This is a genomic window from uncultured Marinobacter sp., from assembly GCF_947488835.1.
GTDB lineage: Bacteria > Pseudomonadota > Gammaproteobacteria > Pseudomonadales > Oleiphilaceae > Marinobacter.
This window is the reverse complement of sequence record NZ_CANLBK010000001.1, coordinates 1,882,589-1,899,694: the sequence shown is the minus strand read 5'-3', so window position 1 is coordinate 1,899,694 and position 17,106 is coordinate 1,882,589. Positions and strand designations below refer to the sequence as shown.

At 54.7% G+C, this 17,106-nt stretch carries 19 protein-coding genes and 1 other RNA gene; 6 read left to right on the top strand and 14 right to left on the bottom strand.

Going from position 1 to position 17,106, the window contains the following annotated elements:
- Window positions 1–2: 2 nt before the first annotated feature.
- The 4 genes from accC to Q0824_RS08820 form a co-directional block, all read right to left on the bottom strand.
- Window positions 3–1,349 (bottom strand): acetyl-CoA carboxylase biotin carboxylase subunit, encoded by a 1,347-nt coding sequence (accC, locus tag Q0824_RS08835; protein WP_298449415.1) that lies wholly within the window; start codon window positions 1,347–1,349, stop codon window positions 3–5.
- A gap of 18 nt (window positions 1,350–1,367) precedes the next feature.
- Window positions 1,368–1,829: an acetyl-CoA carboxylase biotin carboxyl carrier protein gene (gene accB / locus Q0824_RS08830; protein ID WP_298449413.1), complete on the bottom strand. Its 462-nt coding sequence runs from the start codon at window positions 1,827–1,829 to the stop codon at window positions 1,368–1,370.
- 21 nt (window positions 1,830–1,850) lie between these two features.
- Window positions 1,851–2,297, bottom strand: coding sequence for a type II 3-dehydroquinate dehydratase (aroQ, locus tag Q0824_RS08825; RefSeq protein WP_298449412.1), 447 nt, complete (start codon window positions 2,295–2,297; stop codon window positions 1,851–1,853).
- A 266-nt stretch (window positions 2,298–2,563) separates the two neighbouring features.
- Entirely contained in the window at window positions 2,564–4,177 is a 1,614-nt protein-coding gene (locus Q0824_RS08820) for a diguanylate cyclase (RefSeq protein WP_298449411.1), read from the bottom strand.
- Between the two features lie 223 nt (window positions 4,178–4,400).
- On the opposite strand from Q0824_RS08820, the gene Q0824_RS08815 reads away from it, so the two are divergent.
- Window positions 4,401–5,453: a DUF2333 family protein gene (locus tag Q0824_RS08815; RefSeq protein WP_298449410.1), complete on the top strand. Its 1,053-nt coding sequence runs from the start codon at window positions 4,401–4,403 to the stop codon at window positions 5,451–5,453.
- A gap of 63 nt (window positions 5,454–5,516) precedes the next feature.
- On the opposite strand, the gene ppa is transcribed toward Q0824_RS08815, so the two are convergent.
- The 3 genes from ppa to rpiA all read right to left on the bottom strand — a co-directional run bounded on the left by ppa (window position 5,517) and on the right by rpiA (window position 8,281).
- Window positions 5,517–6,044 (bottom strand): inorganic diphosphatase, encoded by a 528-nt coding sequence (gene ppa / locus Q0824_RS08810; RefSeq protein WP_298449409.1) that lies wholly within the window; start codon window positions 6,042–6,044, stop codon window positions 5,517–5,519.
- 268 nt (window positions 6,045–6,312) lie between these two features.
- Complete coding sequence (locus Q0824_RS08805) at window positions 6,313–7,452, bottom strand: acyl-CoA dehydrogenase family protein (protein WP_298449408.1); 1,140 nt, start codon at window positions 7,450–7,452, stop codon at window positions 6,313–6,315.
- Window positions 7,453–7,600: 148 nt separating this feature from the next.
- The gene (gene rpiA / locus Q0824_RS08800; RefSeq protein WP_298449407.1) at window positions 7,601–8,281 is read right to left on the bottom strand and encodes a ribose-5-phosphate isomerase RpiA; all 681 of its coding nucleotides are present in this window, start codon (window positions 8,279–8,281) and stop codon (window positions 7,601–7,603) included.
- A 140-nt stretch (window positions 8,282–8,421) separates the two neighbouring features.
- Between rpiA and ilvA the strand changes: the two genes are divergently transcribed.
- Together ilvA and Q0824_RS08790 are read left to right on the top strand one after the other, a co-directional pair.
- Entirely contained in the window at window positions 8,422–9,957 is a 1,536-nt protein-coding gene (gene ilvA / locus Q0824_RS08795) for a threonine ammonia-lyase, biosynthetic (protein ID WP_298449405.1), read from the top strand.
- Window positions 9,958–10,158: 201 nt separating this feature from the next.
- Window positions 10,159–10,332 carry a hypothetical protein gene (locus tag Q0824_RS08790; protein WP_298449403.1) on the top strand — a complete coding sequence of 58 codons (174 nt, stop codon included), beginning with the start codon at window positions 10,159–10,161 and terminating at the stop codon, window positions 10,330–10,332.
- A gap of 19 nt (window positions 10,333–10,351) precedes the next feature.
- Here the strand turns inward: Q0824_RS08790 and Q0824_RS08785 are convergent, their stop codons facing one another.
- The 6 genes from Q0824_RS08785 to Q0824_RS08760 form a co-directional block, all read right to left on the bottom strand.
- Complete coding sequence (locus Q0824_RS08785) at window positions 10,352–10,990, bottom strand: 5-formyltetrahydrofolate cyclo-ligase (RefSeq protein ID WP_298449402.1); 639 nt, start codon at window positions 10,988–10,990, stop codon at window positions 10,352–10,354.
- 4 nt (window positions 10,991–10,994) lie between these two features.
- Window positions 10,995–11,174: non-coding RNA, 6S RNA (gene ssrS / locus Q0824_RS08780), on the bottom strand.
- A 61-nt stretch (window positions 11,175–11,235) separates the two neighbouring features.
- Window positions 11,236–11,532, bottom strand: coding sequence for a cell division protein ZapA (locus Q0824_RS08775; protein ID WP_298449401.1), 297 nt, complete (start codon window positions 11,530–11,532; stop codon window positions 11,236–11,238).
- Window positions 11,532–11,738, bottom strand: coding sequence for a TIGR02449 family protein (locus Q0824_RS08770; RefSeq protein WP_200202150.1), 207 nt, complete (start codon window positions 11,736–11,738; stop codon window positions 11,532–11,534). Before Q0824_RS08770 ends, Q0824_RS08775 begins: the two co-directional genes overlap by 1 nt.
- Window positions 11,739–11,862: 124 nt before the next feature.
- A complete protein-coding gene (locus Q0824_RS08765) occupies window positions 11,863–13,137 on the bottom strand; it encodes an ABC transporter permease (protein ID WP_298449397.1) in 1,275 nt (424 codons plus the stop codon).
- A complete protein-coding gene (locus tag Q0824_RS08760) occupies window positions 13,134–13,850 on the bottom strand; it encodes an ABC transporter ATP-binding protein (RefSeq protein ID WP_298449395.1) in 717 nt (238 codons plus the stop codon). The genes Q0824_RS08765 and Q0824_RS08760 overlap by 4 nt, the downstream gene beginning before the upstream one ends.
- A gap of 101 nt (window positions 13,851–13,951) precedes the next feature.
- On the opposite strand from Q0824_RS08760, the gene Q0824_RS08755 reads away from it, so the two are divergent.
- Complete coding sequence (locus tag Q0824_RS08755; protein ID WP_298449393.1) at window positions 13,952–14,470, top strand: DUF3299 domain-containing protein; 519 nt, start codon at window positions 13,952–13,954, stop codon at window positions 14,468–14,470.
- A 2-nt stretch (window positions 14,471–14,472) separates the two neighbouring features.
- On the opposite strand, the gene Q0824_RS08750 is transcribed toward Q0824_RS08755, so the two are convergent.
- Entirely contained in the window at window positions 14,473–15,015 is a 543-nt protein-coding gene (locus Q0824_RS08750; protein WP_298449391.1) for a DUF2796 domain-containing protein, read from the bottom strand.
- Between the two features lie 138 nt (window positions 15,016–15,153).
- Here Q0824_RS08750 and Q0824_RS08745 point away from each other — a divergent pair, with 138 nt between their 5' ends.
- Both Q0824_RS08745 and pepP read left to right on the top strand, forming a co-directional pair.
- Window positions 15,154–15,759, top strand: coding sequence for a UPF0149 family protein (locus Q0824_RS08745; RefSeq protein WP_298449390.1), 606 nt, complete (start codon window positions 15,154–15,156; stop codon window positions 15,757–15,759).
- A 26-nt stretch (window positions 15,760–15,785) separates the two neighbouring features.
- Entirely contained in the window at window positions 15,786–17,105 is a 1,320-nt protein-coding gene (gene pepP, locus Q0824_RS08740) for a Xaa-Pro aminopeptidase (protein WP_298449388.1), read from the top strand.
- Window position 17,106: the final 1 nt, after the last annotated feature.

The window sequence follows — 17,106 nt, the reverse complement described above, 5'->3', positions numbered from 1 at the left end:
GGTTAGTCCCGCATCAGTTTTTCAAGGTAATGGATAGTGAAGTCTACCGTTTTAAAGCCGCCATCGCGCACCAGTTTCCGATGCAGAGGCTGATTGGTTTTAATGCCCTCAATCAGCAACTCGTCCAGAGCGATTTTCATGCGCCGGCGTGCCACCTGTCTATCGTCACCCCAGGTGATCAGTTTGGCAATCAGGGAGTCGTAAAACGGTGGAACGGTATAGCCACTATACAGGTGAGAATCCACCCGCACACCGTATCCTCCAGGGGCGTGAAAATACTTCACTTTTCCTGGGCTTGGCACGAAGGTATCCGGGTCTTCTGCGTTGATGCGGCATTCCATCGCATGGCCCCTGATCTGGATATCTTCCTGTTTGTACGTGAGGGGTAAGCCGCTGGCAATGCGCAGCTGTTCACGAACAATATCGACCCCGGTCACCATCTCCGTGATCGGGTGTTCCACCTGAACCCGGGTGTTCATTTCAATGAAGAAGAATTCGCCGTCCTGGTACAGGAACTCGAAGGTGCCGGCACCCACATAGCCGATCTCTTTACAGGCGTCCACACAGGCTTTCAGGGTGCGTTCGCGGGCTTCCGGATTGATATTAGGCGCAGGCGCTTCTTCAATCACCTTCTGGTTTCGACGCTGAAGAGAGCAGTCGCGGTCGCCCAGGTGAATGCAGTTCCCATGCATATCGGCGAGAATCTGAACTTCAACGTGGCGTGGAGTTTCAAGGAACTTTTCGAGATAAACCGTGGGGTCGCCAAAGGCATTTTGGGCCTCGGTCTGGGTGATCTGCACGGCTTTGAGCAACGCAGCCTCAGAGTGAACCACCTGCATGCCCCGACCACCGCCGCCTGAAGCCGCCTTGATCATCACCGGGTATCCGATTTTGCGCGCTACTTGCAGGGTGCGCTCGTCGTCCTCGGTCAGCGGGCCGTCCGAGCCCGGTACGGTTGGAACTCCGGCGCGAATCATCGCGTTAATAGCAGAAACCTTGTTGCCCATCAGGCGGATAGTTTCTGCGCTGGGGCCGATGAAGCGGAAACCGCTTTTCTCGACTTGCTCCGCAAAATCGGCGTTTTCAGCTAGGAAACCGTAACCAGGGTGTATGCCTACGGAGTCTGTTACTTCAGCGGCACTGATGATGGCCGGAATGTTGAGGTAACTTTCCAGTGGGCTGTTGGGACCGATACAGACAGATTCATCGGCTAGGCGCACGTGCATCAAGTCGCGGTCAACCTGTGAATGAACGGCGACAGTCTTGATGCCGAGCTCTTTGCAGGCACGCAGAATCCGGAGGGCTATTTCACCCCGGTTTGCGATCAGAACTTTTTCTAACATGGCCATGAGTAGCTATCACCGAGTTCAGGAAATGATTAACAGCGGCTGGTCAAATTCTACGGGCTGACCGTTTTCAACCAGAATTTCAGTAATCGTACCGCTCTTGTCGGCTTCGATCTGGTTCATCATTTTCATGGCTTCTACAATGCAAACAATATCGCCCGCTTTTACCTGCTGGCCGATTTCTGCGAAGGAATCGGCAGTGGGCGATGGCGCACGGTAGAAGGTTCCAACCATCGGAGAACGCAGCGCGTGCCCGTTGTGGACCGGTTGCTGTGGGCTATCATCCTGCACTGGCCCAGGTGTTTCTGGTGCCGGCGCATATTGCGGTGCGGGTGGCGCGTATTGGCTAATGTACTGGGTGCCGGAGGCTTGTTCACGACGTCTGGAGATGCGAACAGAATCATCTCCCTCATGAATCTCAATCTCTTCGACGTCAGATTCCTCAATCAGTTCGATCAACTTCTTGATTTTGCGAATATCCATGGTCAGTCCAATCCCGTTGTGTCAGGTCTGTCGGTGAATTCGTTGCATGGCGGCCTGAAGGGCAAGTTCATACCCCTGACTGCCTAACCCGCAGATAACGCCTTCGGCGATATCAGAAAAATACGAATGATGGCGGAAGGCTTCCCGCGCATGCACGTTGGAAAGATGTACTTCAATAAACGGAATGCCTGAAGCTAATATGGCATCCCGCAGAGCAACACTGGTGTGCGTGAAAGCTGCCGGATTAATAATAATAAAATCCACGCCCTCTGCCCGAGCTTCATGGATTCTATCAATCAATTCGTATTCAGCGTTTGACTGTAGGTGTAACAAGTGATGACTGCGTTCTTCTGCTTGTTCCCTTAATCGCGCATCAATGTCCGCTAATGTCTCGTGGCCATAGACCTCAGGCTCGCGGGTGCCGAGCATGTTCAGGTTGGGGCCATGGAGCACAAGAATTGTAGACATGGTTGCGTCTGCCTTTATCACTTTAGAAACAGGATCGCCGAATATATCGGCATTTTCCACCCATGGTGTGTGCTTTTATTCTTCAGATCAACACTTATTGACAATGTTGCATGCCAGCTGCTGGCTGCAGCCAGAGAAGCCCGAAGCGCCAGCAAGCTCCTTTCGCTGATACTAATCATTGTCGTTAACAGGGGGAGGGACTTCTATACGACGATGGTTTCATACGGGCAGTCCTGCTGGAACTGCCCGGTCAGTTGGCTAGGGGATCAGTTGTCTGCCAGGGTGACGCAATTGCGCCCGTGACCCTTGGAGGCATAGAGTGCGCGGTCGGCGCGTTCGCACAGGGTATGGGAGGGTTCATTATCCCAGGAAGCCACGCCGCAACTGAAGGTTACATTAAACTCCCGGTCACCGGCCGGCTGCTGGAGTTCGCCGAAACGCTCCCGAATTTCATTCAGAACATTGCGGGCATCGCTTGGCCGTGTGTTGGGAAGAATGATTGCGAATTCTTCGCCACCGAAACGGCCAATGTGGTCGGTTTTGCGTAGGCGCTGCTTGAGGAACATAGAAAGACTGCGAATAACACGATCGCCTATCGGGTGCCCGTAGGTGTCGTTCACCTTCTTGAAGTAGTCAATATCGATCATTGCAAAGCACAGTGGCTGGTTTTTCTGCCGTGCACGCACGATTTCCTGGTCCAGCAAGTATAGCGTATGAGTGTGGTTGTAGAGCCCGGTGAGGCTGTCGCGAATCATCAATGCCAGGAGTGAGCGTGCGCGCCGGCCACGGTTATGGAGTGTGGCAATCAGGTGCTTGGGGTCTACAGGCTTGGTCAGGAAGTCGTCGCCGCCCAGGCTCATGGCGTGCAATTGTTTGGTGACATCCTCCTCGCCTGAAAGATAGATAATCGGCACGCTGTGAAACCGGTCCTGCTGCCGAATTACCCGCGCAATCTCCATGCCTGTGCAACCCGGCATGTACATGTCGAGGATGATGATCTCTGGAGAGAAGGTGTCCAGCGCGTGAATGATTTCCATGGGGTCGGTGATGATGTGGGCGGTCATGCCCGCTTTCTTGAGAACCGTTTCCATGAACTTCGCCTGCGCTCTGGAATCGTCCAGTACAAGCACCCGGTATGGCTCCACGGTATTGCCGTGGGTGTAGGTTTCAATTTTTTCGATGAGCTGGCCAGGATCAACCGCAGGGTAGAAAAATTCTTCGCCGCCGCAGCGGGAAGCGCGGAGGCGAGTTTCAATAGTGCCGTCTTCGTCGCTCATGAAAATAATTGGAACGGGTGTGTCGTGCCGCTCCTGGAGTTGCTCAATGGTGGCGATGCCGGTGTTCGGGCCGCCGCCAAAGTTCACGTCCATAAGGATTGTTTCGGGCTTATGCAGGGCGCAGGCCTCCGACAGTTCCTGTGCGGAATCAAATGCGGCAGCACGGAAGCCGAAAAATTCGAGCTGGCGGATTAGCCGGTTCGCCATCTCGGAGTTGGTGAGTGCGATATACACCGGGGTGCGCCGGAACTGGTGGGGTGTTTCTGTGTCGCTCTGGTCGGTTCGTCTCTGGGTGCTTCGTGCAAGGGCGTCGATGGCATCCTGAAGCTGCAGTTCGGTAGCGTCGTTTGGAGCGGCGTCGGCTGACCAGTTGTTTGCAGCAGCGAGGATCTTGTTGCCCGCCTCGGCATGATCTGCCATTTCGAATCTTTGTGCGTACCGCACCAGCTTTTCGGAAGCGGCGAGGAGCTCCTCCCGGAGCGCGGGAAACGACCCGCTGTTGGAATTAATTTTCTGCCAAGTGTCCAGTACAACCCGTGCCTGAGTTGTCACGCGGCGTGCAAAATGCTGCCTGAGTTTTTCTTTCTGGCTTGCGTCGCTCATTATTCTCCGGGCTGCCTCTTTTCATTATGGGCCGTCCTTGGGGGGGTGGACGTTTTTCCCAACTTTAGTCTGTTTCTGGAGTCTATAGTGTTTAGAGTTGTCGGCGTAGGTTGCACCGTGTAATTGTTTGTGAATTCTGAGGTGTGTATATAGAAAGCGCCATGGGTTAGGATCCATATAGACGGAAATGCAGTCAATTAACAGATAAGGGGCTTAACGTAATATGCCAGGCAAAATCAGACAGTATTTCAGAGACAAGAAAGAAGACGCCCAGGATTATGCCGGCAACAACGGCGTGATAGGCAAGTTTGTAGCTGTTGTCTTGCTGGTGTATTTGCTGGTGACGATTGTGCTGGGGATCTATTGGAGCAGTGAACCCGAGGCCTTTTCAGTGCGCGAGCACACGCGGGCCGTTGCCAATGAGATGCAACGGGAGCCAATCACCGGTTTTGCCACAACGGTAACCATGATCCGCATAGCCGAAACGCTTTTGGATAAGCCCGGAGGCTATCTGTCCAACGATATTTTCCCTCCCGGGCTTTGGCTGGATAACCAGCCAAACTGGGAATACGGCGTACTGGTGCAGCTTCGTGACCTTTCAAGGGCCATGCGTAAGGATATAAGCCGCTCCCAGAGCCAATCTGCGGAAGATCCCGATTTGATCATAGCGGAGCCGCAGTTTCACTTTGATAGCGGAAGCTGGGCTATTCCGTCCACCGAGGCAGAGTATCGTCGTGGTATTGCAGCGCTGAAGCGTTACCTTAATCGTCTGTCCAGCCCCGAGCAGGCAAACGCCCAGTTCTTTGCCAGAGCTGATAACCTGAGCAACTGGCTTGGTGATCTGGAAACCCGTCTGGGTAGCCTTTCGCGTACCCTTGGCGAGAGCGTTGGTAAGGCATCGGTTTCGGAGGCTGTGGCCAATGTGGATGCCGACAATCCGCTAAATGAAGAAACCGGTGGCGGTGATATTAAAACCGACTGGACCAAGATTGACGACGTGTTTTACGAGGCCCGGGGCAGTTCGTGGGCCTTGCTGCATATCTTCCGCGCTATTGAAGTGGATTTCCGCAAGGTGCTTCAGGACAAGAATGCTATTTCCAGCGTGAAGCAGGTAATTATTGAGCTGGAAGGTGCTCAAGGTGAAATGTGGAGCCCGGTTATCCTTAATGGTAGCGGGTTTGGCGTTCTGGCTAACCACTCGCTGACGATGGCGGCCTATCTCTCGCGGGCCAATGCGGCCATTAGCGACATGCGGGATCTTCTGTCCCGGGGTTGAGGGCTTTATTCAGACATAAAAAAACCGGGCATGGCCCGGTTTTTTTATGTTCAATCAGGCAGATTAGTTGGAATAAGCCTTGATCGAATCAACAATGGCTTGCTTGGCTTCGGCAGCGCTGCCCCAGCCTTGTACTTTGACCCACTTGCCTTTCTCGAGAGTCTTGTAGTTTTCGAAAAAGTGCTTGATCTGCGCACGCAGCAATTCCGGCAGATCTTCGAGCTCTTTTACGTGGTCGTATACAGAGGTCAGTTTGCTGTGGGGCACCGCAAGCAGCTTAACGTCACCGCCAGCTTCGTCTTCCATATTCAATACGCCCACAGGCCGGCAGCGGATAATAGAGCCTGGCTCCACCGGGTGCGGGGTAACAACCAGGACGTCGATCGGGTCGCCATCGTCAGCCAGCGTGTGCGGAATAAACCCGTAGTTTGCGGGGTAGAACATGGGGGTAGCCATGAAGCGGTCTACCAGCAGGGCACCCATGTCTTTGTCCAGTTCATACTTGACCGGGGAGCTGAAGGCCGGAATTTCAATGGCAACGTAAATGTCTTCCGGCGGGTTTTTGCCAGCGGGGATGTTGTCGAATTGCATGAGACGTCCTTCCTGATCTGTGGGATTCGTTAACTGCGCTTAAAAAGTGAGCGCGATTATACGGGACTCTGCTGCTATTCGAAACTAAACCTTGGTGGGTGGGGCTGGCTATCGTGCAAGCGGTCCTCTGGGCGCACTGCCTGAAAAGCGCCCGTAAATACTTCCCTGTAGGGCTCGGTCGCGCCATCCCTGGCGCTCCACGTTGTCAGGCAGTGCGCCCAGAGGACCACCCAAGCATCTGAATACGCCTGATGCCGATGAGCGAAACCTATAGCTTTATCTGCTTCGCAATCAGTTCCTTCATGATTTCCGTAGTACCACCGCCAATCGACAGGATTTTCGTATCTCGATAAAGCCGGTCCACCACGGATTCCCGCATGAAGCCCATGCCGCCAAAAAGCTGCACCGCTTCCCGCGTGACTTTTTCGCAGATGTCCACTGAGAAGTTTTTCGCCATGGCCACTTGTTTGATGGGGTTTTTGCCGGCCTGCATCAGTGCTGCACAACGGTAGGTATACTCCCGGGCCACGTCGATCTGTGTTGCCATGTCGACCAGCTTGTGACGAGTCACCTGGAAGCCAGAGACCGGTCGGCCGAATGCCTGACGCTGTTTTACGTACTCCATGGCCGCTTCGTACGCCAGCTGTGCGGTCATGTAGGCCATGATGGACAGGCTGAGGCGCTCCGCAAGGAAGTTGCTCATGATGGCGATAAATCCGGCGTTTTCAACGCCGATCAGGCGATCTGCAGGCACTCGGCAATCTTCAAAGAACAGCTCGGCGGTATCGCTGGCCCACCAGCCCATTTTTTTGAGTTTGCTGCCATTGGAGAAGCCGGGCATATCGCGATCGATCAACAGTAAACTGATGCCAGCATGGCCTTCGCCGCCGGTTCTTACGGCTACGGTGTAGTGGTCGGCACGTGTGCCGCTGGTGATGAAGGTTTTGCTGCCGTTTACGATGTAGTGATCGCCGTCTTTTACAGCGCGGGTTTTCAGGTTAGCGACGTCGGAACCGCCGCCCGGCTCTGTGATCGCCAGCGCAGAAATTCTATTGCCATTCAGAACCGAGGGCACAATCTGCTCTCGGATTTCTTTTTTTGCCCATTTGGCGACGGGGGGTAAACCAATGTCGAGGGAGCCAATGCTGGCAACAAAACCGCCGGATGTCGAACGCATCAGTTCTTCAGAAACCGCTACTTTCAGGAAAATGTCGCCTTCACCCACGCCGCCTAAAGCCTCAGGGAAACCAATCCCCAGCAGGCCGGCGTCCCCGGCTTTTTTGTAGATTTCACGGGGAAACTCACCGGCTTCTTCCCATTCGTCGATGTATGGGCGCACGTGGGTCTCAATGAATTTGCGAGCGGTCAAGCGGGCCTGTTCGTGGGTATCGTTGAAGTAATCAGACACGGAAAGCACCTCTACATTGGCTATATAAATTGTTGATGCCGTCAGTGTTACCGATTTATAGCTCCCGAGCAAGCGCTTGGTTTGGTGTGCACTGCATAAAAAAACCGGCAGAAGGTGCCGGCTTTTATTGTGGGTTGGTGCCTGGGCTTCATGTACCTGCGCGGGCGATGCTTTGCACTCCGGAGTCGGTGCCCAGAAGCAATAAGTCTGCCGGGCGCCGGGCAAACAGGCCATTGGTCACAACGCCGACAATGTTATTTAACCGCTCTTCCACCTGAATGGGGCGGGACAGGTCCATGTTGTAAATATCGAGAATGATGTTGCCATTGTCGGTTGTAAAACCGTCGCGATAGACCGGATCACCGCCCAGCTTGACGATTTCCCGGCCTACCAGGCTGCGCGCCATCGGCAGTACTTCCACCGGTAGGGGGAAGTCTCCCAGAATGTCGACTTTTTTCGAGCCGTCGGCGATGCAAATGAAGGTTTTGGCCACCTCGGCCACAATTTTTTCACGGGTCAGGGCGCCGCCGCCGCCTTTGATCAGCTCAAGCTGTCCATTGGTTTCATCTGCGCCATCCACATAAAACTCCAGCTCACCGGCACTGTTCAGGTCGTATACCGGAATGCCGTGGCTTTTCAGGCGCTCTGCCGTTGCTTCCGAGCTTGCTACGGCACCGTCAAAATCGTTTTTCAGATCTGCGAGCATGTCGATAAAGAAGTTGGCGGTGCTTCCTGTGCCTACGCCAATAATACTGTCACGCTCCAGGCGCGGCGCGATGTAATCCACAGCCGCTTTGGCAACGGCTTTCTTGAGTTCGTCCTGGGTCATTAGGCGCTCCGGGTGCAAATCGTGTGAGTTCGAGGCCATTATAGCGCTTAAGAGGCGCCTGCTTATAGACGACCGTGGTGCAAACTTCCTACACTGTGGGTTTTCCCCGACCATTCATCTCATCAGCAACCGGAACCAACATGCCGCAACGCTACATCAAGAAGATTCTCGATGCGCGCGTCTATGACGTGGCCATCGAAACACCCCTAACTGAAGCCCGCAGCCTGTCCAAGCGCTTTGGCAACAATATTATGCTCAAGCGGGAAGACCTTCAGCCGGTGTTTTCTTTCAAGATTCGCGGCGCGTATAACCGGCTTGTTCAGTTGTCGGAAGAGCAGAAGTCCAAAGGGGTTATCTGTGCTTCCGCGGGCAATCATGCGCAGGGTGTAGCGCTTGCTGCCAAAGAGCTGGGTATCAAAGCCGTTATCGTGATGCCCCAGACTACACCGGAAATCAAAGTGCGTTCAGTGCGGGACCATGGCGCGCGGGTCGTGTTGAGGGGAGATGCCTTTGATGAGGCTGCTACCCATGCCCGGGAGCTGGTAGAAAGACATGGTTACACTTATATACCGCCCTATGATGATCCCGATGTTATTGCCGGGCAGGGCACAGTTGCCATGGAGTTGCTTTGGCAGTTCAGCAAGCCAATTCATGCGGTGTTTATCTGTGTGGGCGGTGGCGGCTTGATTGCCGGCATGGCGGCTTATATCAAATACCTGCGCCCTGAAATCAAAGTGATTGGCGTAGAGCCGGAAGACTCCAATTGCCTGCAAGCGGCCATGAAGGCCGGCAAGCGCGTGGTTCTGGACGAGGTGGGCATATTTGCGGACGGTGTGGCAGTGAAGCAGATTGGCAAGTATCCATGGGAAATCTGCAAGGATAATGTGGATGAGGTCATTACCGTCTCCACCGATGAGATCTGCGCCGCCATCAAGGATATCTTTGAAGATACCCGCTCGATCGCCGAGCCCGCGGGTGCGTTGGGCGTTGCCGGTATCAAGAAATACATCGAGCGGGAAAAGATCGAGAATGAAAACCTGGTTGCCACCTTGAGCGGCGCCAATATGAACTTCGATCGCCTGCGGTACGTTTCAGAGCGCACGGAAATCGGGGAGAAGCGCGAGGCCATCCTTGCGGTGACCATTCCGGAGAAGCCGGGGGCTTTCAAAACATTCATTAACGCCTTGCACAAGCGCAGCATTACCGAGTTTAACTATCGCTACGCTGATGCAGGCAAGGCAACGATTTTTGTAGGTGTTCAGGTTCAGGCCGGCGGCCTCGGCAGAGACGAGCTGGTGCAGGATCTTCGCGAAAACGGCTATTCCGTTCTCGACCTCACAGACAGCGACATGGCCAAGCAGCATATTCGCCATATGGTGGGTGGCCATGCGCCCACCATCACCAATGAGAAGGTGTTCCAGTTCGAGTTTCCGGAGCGCCCGGGGGCGCTTTTGAAACTCCTGATGTCGCTGGGAACGCGCTGGAATATTTCGATGTTCCACTACCGCAATCACGGTGCCGCATATAGCCGTGTGCTATTGGGCGCGCAAGTAGAGGATGATGAGGTAAAAGACTTTAAAGCCATGCTGGGCAAAGTAGGTTTTCGTTATGAAAACATGACGGACAACGAGGCTTACCAGTTGTTTTTGGGTGCCGGTAACGGAAAGGCATCCTGATTCTGTCAATCAGCCAGCCCGGACGATGATTTCCGGGCTGGCTTTTTACTATCCCTGTTCCTGCTTTTTCTTACTGAACTTTAACCTGTCAAAAATTGTAAAGTTCAGAATGCGTGTTAGTCTTTCGAGCAATTCTTGGAAGCAAGAATAGTGGGCTGATTTCTCGCAGATTTAACATTATTTGGAACAGGAATAAGTGTCATGGGTGGCAAGCCTGATATTATCCGGGCCATTGTGCTGATCTTTGCTGTCGGCCTTGTAATTACAGGGTTTACGTCGCTTCAGGCATCGGAAGGTAGGCCCGCGACCGCAACGGAAAATTCTGCTGAGCGAGTTTCCGCGTATTCGGCCACTACCCGGTCAGAGTTCCGCTGACCACCTAACGTTCTCCGCATTACTTTACCCGATACACCTGCGAGTCCGTCACCACGCTGTGCAGTGGTACGTCCCAGGGCTCAATGGGTAGTTTGTTTACCTTCTGAAAGTCGTGAGCCAAGCCTATGAGCTTCGGTGCCAGCCGCGGGCGCAGGCGGGTAAACGCAAACGTGCGATCGTAAAATCCGCCTCCCATTCCCAGTCGTCCGCCGTTTGCATCAAATCCCACCAATGGGAACATCACCGCGTCTAACGCCCATGCCGGTCGCCTAAGCCCTTTGCTGAAGGCGGGTTCGGGGATGCCGAAGCGATTGGCGATCAATTCAATGCCATCGTAGTAGGGGCTGAACACCAGCCTGCCAGGATGGATTGGGTGCAGTACCGGCAGGTAAAAGTGAACACCTTTGTTACGGGCCATAGCCATGGCCATGTACGGATGTGGGTCAATCTCGCCATCGTTGGGCAGATAGATGGCTACGTGCCTGGCTCTGTGTAAGTCCGGGTTTTTCAGCAGATTCAGAGCAAGAGAAGCCGAGGCCTGTTCCTGTTCTGGTGCTGACAGCGCGCGCCTGAGTTGGCGTAAGTGCTTTCGTAGTTCGTTGCGGGACGAAGGAGATGAATCGAATTCGGAAGGGTGTGAGTCGGTAGTCTGGCTCAAAATAAAGCTTCCCGAGCTGCCGTTATCGAACGTGGCCCTTGAACCCAAAGTTCAAGGTCGGCGGCCGCTGTGACATATTAGGCTTTCCCCCTGCGGGGACATGCTCACAATGCCCTAGAGTAGCCACCTGGGTAAAGCGCATCGGCTCGAGGACGAGTCCGACCAGCGAACAGCCCAGGAAGTGAATCCATTATAGGGCCAGATCCGGGTGCGATTGCAACACCTATCGGGGAAACAACCATAAATCAGTGGTTTGAAGACTCGCCGAGGGCGTTTTCCAGCTTGCTGTCCATGGCTTTCAGGAGCGTGCTGGTGGCTTCCGACATGGTGTCCCGCTCGAGTAGATCGTGGGTCATGTTCAGTGCGGCCATCACAGCAATGCGCTCGGTGCCGAATACCTTTCCGCCGGTACGGATTTCCCGCATTTTGCTGTCGAGGTGTCTGGCTGCCCGAATCAGTGCCTCCTGTGCTTCAGGAGGGCAGGCGACCAGATATTCCTTGTCGAGAATTTTCACCTCAACGGTAGTAGGTTGCTTGGACATCAATGGTGCTCCAGTGCCCGAAGGCGACCGATCATGGCTTCGATCTTGTTTTTGGCAAGATCATTTTTTTGCATAAGCTGGGCCCGTTCCCGGTTCCAGTCATCCTGCAACTGCCTCAGGGCAGCGTTGCTCTGCTCCAGTTTTTGGCAGTGTTCGATCAGCTTGTCCAGCTTGTCCGCTAATGCTTGTACTTCGGACTGTTCCATGACGTGCCCAGCATAGGTTGAAGTTAATGCGACTAACTATAAGTGCGCGCGCCATAGCGGTCAATTTACACGCGTGTCATAAGTTGATGCCTTATGTCCGTTGATGCTCGTGTGTTCGTTTCAGTCATGTCTCACCGGAGCTTCCGAAGCCTTGGGAACGGCTTTGCCGCCAAGCGCTAAAGGCCGGAATAAGCGCTACTGATAAGGCCGCCAGCGGCACGGATATCAGTAGAGCCCATTCTTCGAGGTTCAGCGGGCGTAATTGAAGTTGAATTCCATAATTTGTCAGCAGCCAGGGGCCGAACAGTGAAATTGCCAAAGCACCCAGCACCAGCGAAGTCGTGCAGGCTACAAGGGCAAGAGCCAGGCATTCGATAAGGTAGAGGCTTGCGATCAGGCCGGGAGATGCTCCTGTGGCCCGCAGAATTGCAATTTCGTGGGCGCGTTGGGTTTGCAGTGTGAGCAGTACCGCAATCAGCCCGATCAGGCTCGTTACCACCACGAACCCGGTGATGCCAAGTAGCGCCTGCTCAAACTGGCTCATCAGTCGCCACAATTCACTCAAGGCTACGCCGGGCAGAATGGCCGAGAGAGGTTCTCCTGCGTACTGGTTTAGATCACGCTGCACGCGGAACGTGAGGATCTTGCGATCCAGCCCGGCAAAAACAGCGGTAATGGTTTTGGGTGTGAATTCGCGGTTTTTCGCCTTCTCCGGGGTAAGTGTGCGACCAGGAATGGCGACACCCGATTCCCAGCCAACGTGTATAGCCTCCATGCCTTGTAGGCTGATATAGACCGCCTGATCAACCGGTGTGCCCGTGGCCTCAAGAATGCCGGTCACGGTGAAGGGGGTGTCTTTGTGATTCGAGAAGCTTGTGCGCCCGCCGCCGTGGGACAGTACGATTTTATCGCCGAGGCCATGGTTCAGGGTTCTGGCAACGCCGGCACCCAGTACCACATCGAAAATTCCGTCAAACCAATGCCCCCCGGCCAGGTTCAGAGGCTGGCCCCGGCCAAACCGGAAATGCTCGGCAAAACCTTTGTCTGTGCCTACAACCCGAAAGCCCTTGTAGCTGTCGCCCAGGGAAACGGGAATCAACCAATCAATGCGCGCGTCCTGTTTAAGATCCTGAAATGTGGACCAGCGGATGTTGTTGGTGGCATCGCCGATATGGAACACCGTGTACATCAGCAGGTTAAGCTGGCCACTGCGGGCGCCGATAATCAGATCGGTGTCGCTGATGGTGCTGGTAAAGGACTGCTTCACTTCCGTGCGCAGATACTGGATTCCGAGCAGAAGTGTGACGCTCAAGGTGAGGGTGAGGCAAACCAGGGCCAGCACTTTGCGCCGGTGCCACAGGCTGGCACTTGCCAGTGATAATGCGAGACTAACCTTCATGCCGTTACCTGCCCGAGTTCTAGCTGGTGATGAAAGTGGTAGGTCAGCGAGCGGTCATGGCTGACGAACAGCACGGATGTATTGCGCTCTTCAGCCATGGAGAGCAGTAGTTGGATGAAACGATCGCGATTGTCGCTGTCCAATGCTGATGTGGGCTCATCTGCCAGAATAATCTCCGGCGCCCCGATCAGCGCTCGCGCAGCGGCAATGCGCTGTTGTTGACCAATACTGAGCTGGGTTACTTTGCGCTGCCAGTGACTTTGCGGAATGGCCAAGGCAGTCAGTAACTTCTGAGCGGCGGTAGCTGGAGCCTCTCCTGTGGCCGCTTTGCGCCGACGTGACAACCTGCATGGCAGGGTCACATTCGCCTCAGCTGTGAGGTAAGGCACCAGGTTGAACTGCTGGAATATAACGCCCATATGGTCCGCCCGGAAGCGGTCACGTTTGCCCGCATTGAGGTCGTGGATGTCAGTGCCCAGCAGCTTGATGGCGCCCGCAGCTGGCGCAAGCATGCCGGCAAGAAGGCTCAGAAAAGTACTTTTCCCAGTGCCGCTCGGGCCATGAAGAAAGAGGTGTTCGCCCTGAGGTAGTATGAGGTCAGGGAACAGCAGTGTCGGCTGTTGGCTGCCCCAGCAAAAGCTAAGATTTTTGACGTCGATTGCCGCGGGCTCTTGTTCAGGAGAGTGCCCGCTGGATTCTGACTGGCTGTTCATGTTGATCGCTATCTGCCCCGTGTATTATGTCTGGCTACTCTTCATGTGCACTGAAATCGTGTGCACTGAAATGGCTGTTGGTTTTCCGGAGAGCTTTGTTAATGGTCACTACTTCACGTTCCTCTGCCTGGGCTCGGATTTCGGCCTTGTTGATTCTTTTGCTGAGCGTTTCCATGCCGGCATACTCAGAACTCCGGGAGATCGACTGGCTGGAGCTGATGCCAGCAGAAGATCTGGCCCTGCTGGAAAATATGCCCGAACTGGAGCATGAGGGCGACGGCCCCGCCTTGCTGCCAGACGAAATCATGACCGGCAGGGTTGTCCCCGAGATGGCCAGTGTTAAAGGCCGTATCCCGGGTTTTGTGGTGCCCCTCAAAACCACCAATGATATGCGCATTCTCGAGTTCTTTCTGGTGCCTTATTACGGTGCCTGTATCCACGTGCCACCCCCGCCACCCAATCAGATCATTCATATTAAATACAAACAGGGGTTCAAGCTCGAGGCCCTGTACGATCCAGTCTGGATTGAAGGCACGCTGGTGATTGACCGAACAGAAACAGTTGTTGGCACGTCATCCTACTCAATGGTGGCGGACTCGGTTGAGCCCTATGAGGAGTAGCATCAGCGCCCGATCCTGAAAGAACGCTCACCTTGCTCTAAGCGAGCTGCACCCTGGCCATCCGGGCCGGCCCAGGCAATATCAAGATGCTCCAGAGCCGGAAAGTGGGCGGTGAGTGGTGTGGTCAGAGAAGTTGAATTATCCAGCCCGGTGCAGTTCAGAATCTGGGTGACCGTGATATCGGCGTGCCGGCTCTCGTCCCCGTGGCTGTGCTCCCCATGATCGTGACCGCCTGCCACCTCATGCTGAACCGTGGTGGCCTGTATCTGGCAGGTTGATTCCAGAGTATTAACGAGAGGATTTTCGCCTAACCAATGGGTAACACGCTCTTCAGTCTGGTGCTGCTCAGGTGTGCGAGGGTGGTGCTCGAACCCCAGCATGTTGCCAGCCGGGGATGTGAGTAGTATTTCAACCTGGTTATCCGCGAATGCGAGTTGCATTTCAGCATGGCCGTGTTGGTGTGAGCCTGGGTTGTCTGCGGCCATCAATGGCGCGCTGGTCAGTATCAAGGTGAAGGAAAGTGCGTGGTATTTTTTCGAGAACATGCCCGTGTCCATTAGTGGATAGTGTTATGTTATAACATGGTGATCTGTTGTTCCGCGAAAATCAACCAGTCAGTGTCTTGAAGACGCCTGAATGCTAGGATAGTGCCCTAACTTCTCAATACAGGATGGTTCAGATCCATGTCAGAAACCGACGCTGCTGGCGCGCCCTACGCCGCTGAATTCGAACGCTGGGCGAACGTTTTTACCGCTCACAAAGCGTTCAGTCATCCCTCCGAGCTTCACGGTGCCCTTTGCGGGCGGTTGGCCGCAGGGTCCCGCATTGAGGAAGACGAGTGGCTGGCCATGGTTTGCGAGCACATGGGGTTGCCTGCAAGCTCCGTTGAAGAAGAGGATGAGGGTGGTCTCGCGGTATTCATGAACGAGGCCTACGAACAGACATTGGCGTTCTTGAAATCTGCGGATATGAGCTTCCACCCATTGCTGCCTGACGATGACTATGCCATCGATCAGCGCCTTGAAGCGCTTGTGGCCTGGGTGCGCGGCTTTCTTGAGGGAATGGCTGTGTCTGCGGGAGAATCCTTGGGTGAGGCGCCGGATGAAATCCGCGAACTCATCGAAGACATGGTGGCCATCAGTCAGGTATCTGAAGATCAGGAATCGGATCAGGAAAGCGAGCAGCAGCTGGTGGAAATAACCGAATACATCCGGCTTGGGGCTCTGGCCGTGTTTACCGAGTTCAATCCGCCGGAACGGCCGGCGTCACAAGCATCAACGCTGCATTGATCATGTCACACACTGCGGGAGAACCCATGTCGTCCATTATACCCGTCAAGGAATTTGCCGAGCGCCGCCGCAAACTGATGGAGCGCATGGCGCCAGACAGTATTGCCATTATTCCAGCTGCGCCGGAGCGTGTTCGTAACCGCGACGTACTGCATCCGTTCCGACAGGATAGCGATTTCCAGTACCTGACCGGCTTTGGTGAGCCCGAGGCGGTGCTGGCACTGATTCCCGGCCGTGAGCACGGTGAGTCGGTGCTGTTTTGCAAAGAGAAAAACCCCGAAAAGGAATTGTGGGATGGGTTTCTTGTGGGGCCTGAGGGCGCAATAGAGCGTTACGGGCTGGACGATGCATTCCCCATTGCCGATATCGACGACATTCTGCCCGGCATGATTGAAGGCCGCAGCCGGGTGTATTACCCGCTGGGCAAAGATCAGGGATTCGATACCCGGGTAATGGATTGGGTGAAGGTTATCCGCAGCAAGGTCAAAAGCGGTGCGCACCCGCCCGGTGAGTTTGTGGCGCTGGAGCACCTGCTGCATGACCTTCGGCTTTTCAAAAGCGCAAACGAAATCAAAGCTATGGCCAAGGCCGGTCAGATCAGTTCAGAAGCCCATTGCCGTGCCATGAAGCGCGCCCGTAAGGGCGGTTACGAATACAACCTTGAGGCCGAGCTGATTCATACGTTTATGGATCATGGAGCCCGTTCCACGGCTTATCCGTCTATCGTCGGCGGTGGTGCGAATGGTTGTATTCTTCATTACATCGAGAATACAGCACCGCTGAACGATGGCGATCTGGTGCTCATCGATGCGGGTTGTGAAGTGGAGTGCTACGCCTCTGATATTACTCGCACCTTCCCGGTCAGTGGCAAGTTCAGCCTGGAGCAGCGGGCAGTCTACGAGGTGGTGCTGGCAGCCCAGTACGCAGCCATTGATGCAGTTCGCCCCGGCAATCACTGGAATCATCCCCATGAAGCGGCTTTGAACGTGCTGACCGCGGGTCTGATCGAGTTGGGTCTGCTTTCGGGCACCGTTGAAGATGCCATTGCCAGCGAAGCCTTCAAGCCCTTCTTCATGCATCGCACCGGTCATTGGCTGGGCCTTGATGTGCACGATGTGGGCGACTATAAAATTGGCGACGCATGGCGGTTGCTCGAGCCGGGTATGGCGCTGACGGTAGAGCCTGGCTTGTATATCTCGCCGAGCAATACCGATGTGGATGAAAAGTGGCGTGGTATCGGCATTCGTATCGAAGATGACGTGGTGGTGACCAGGGATGGCTGTCGGGTGCTGACGAACGGCGTACCCAAAACCATTGAAGAGATTGAAGCACTGATGGCGGGATGAG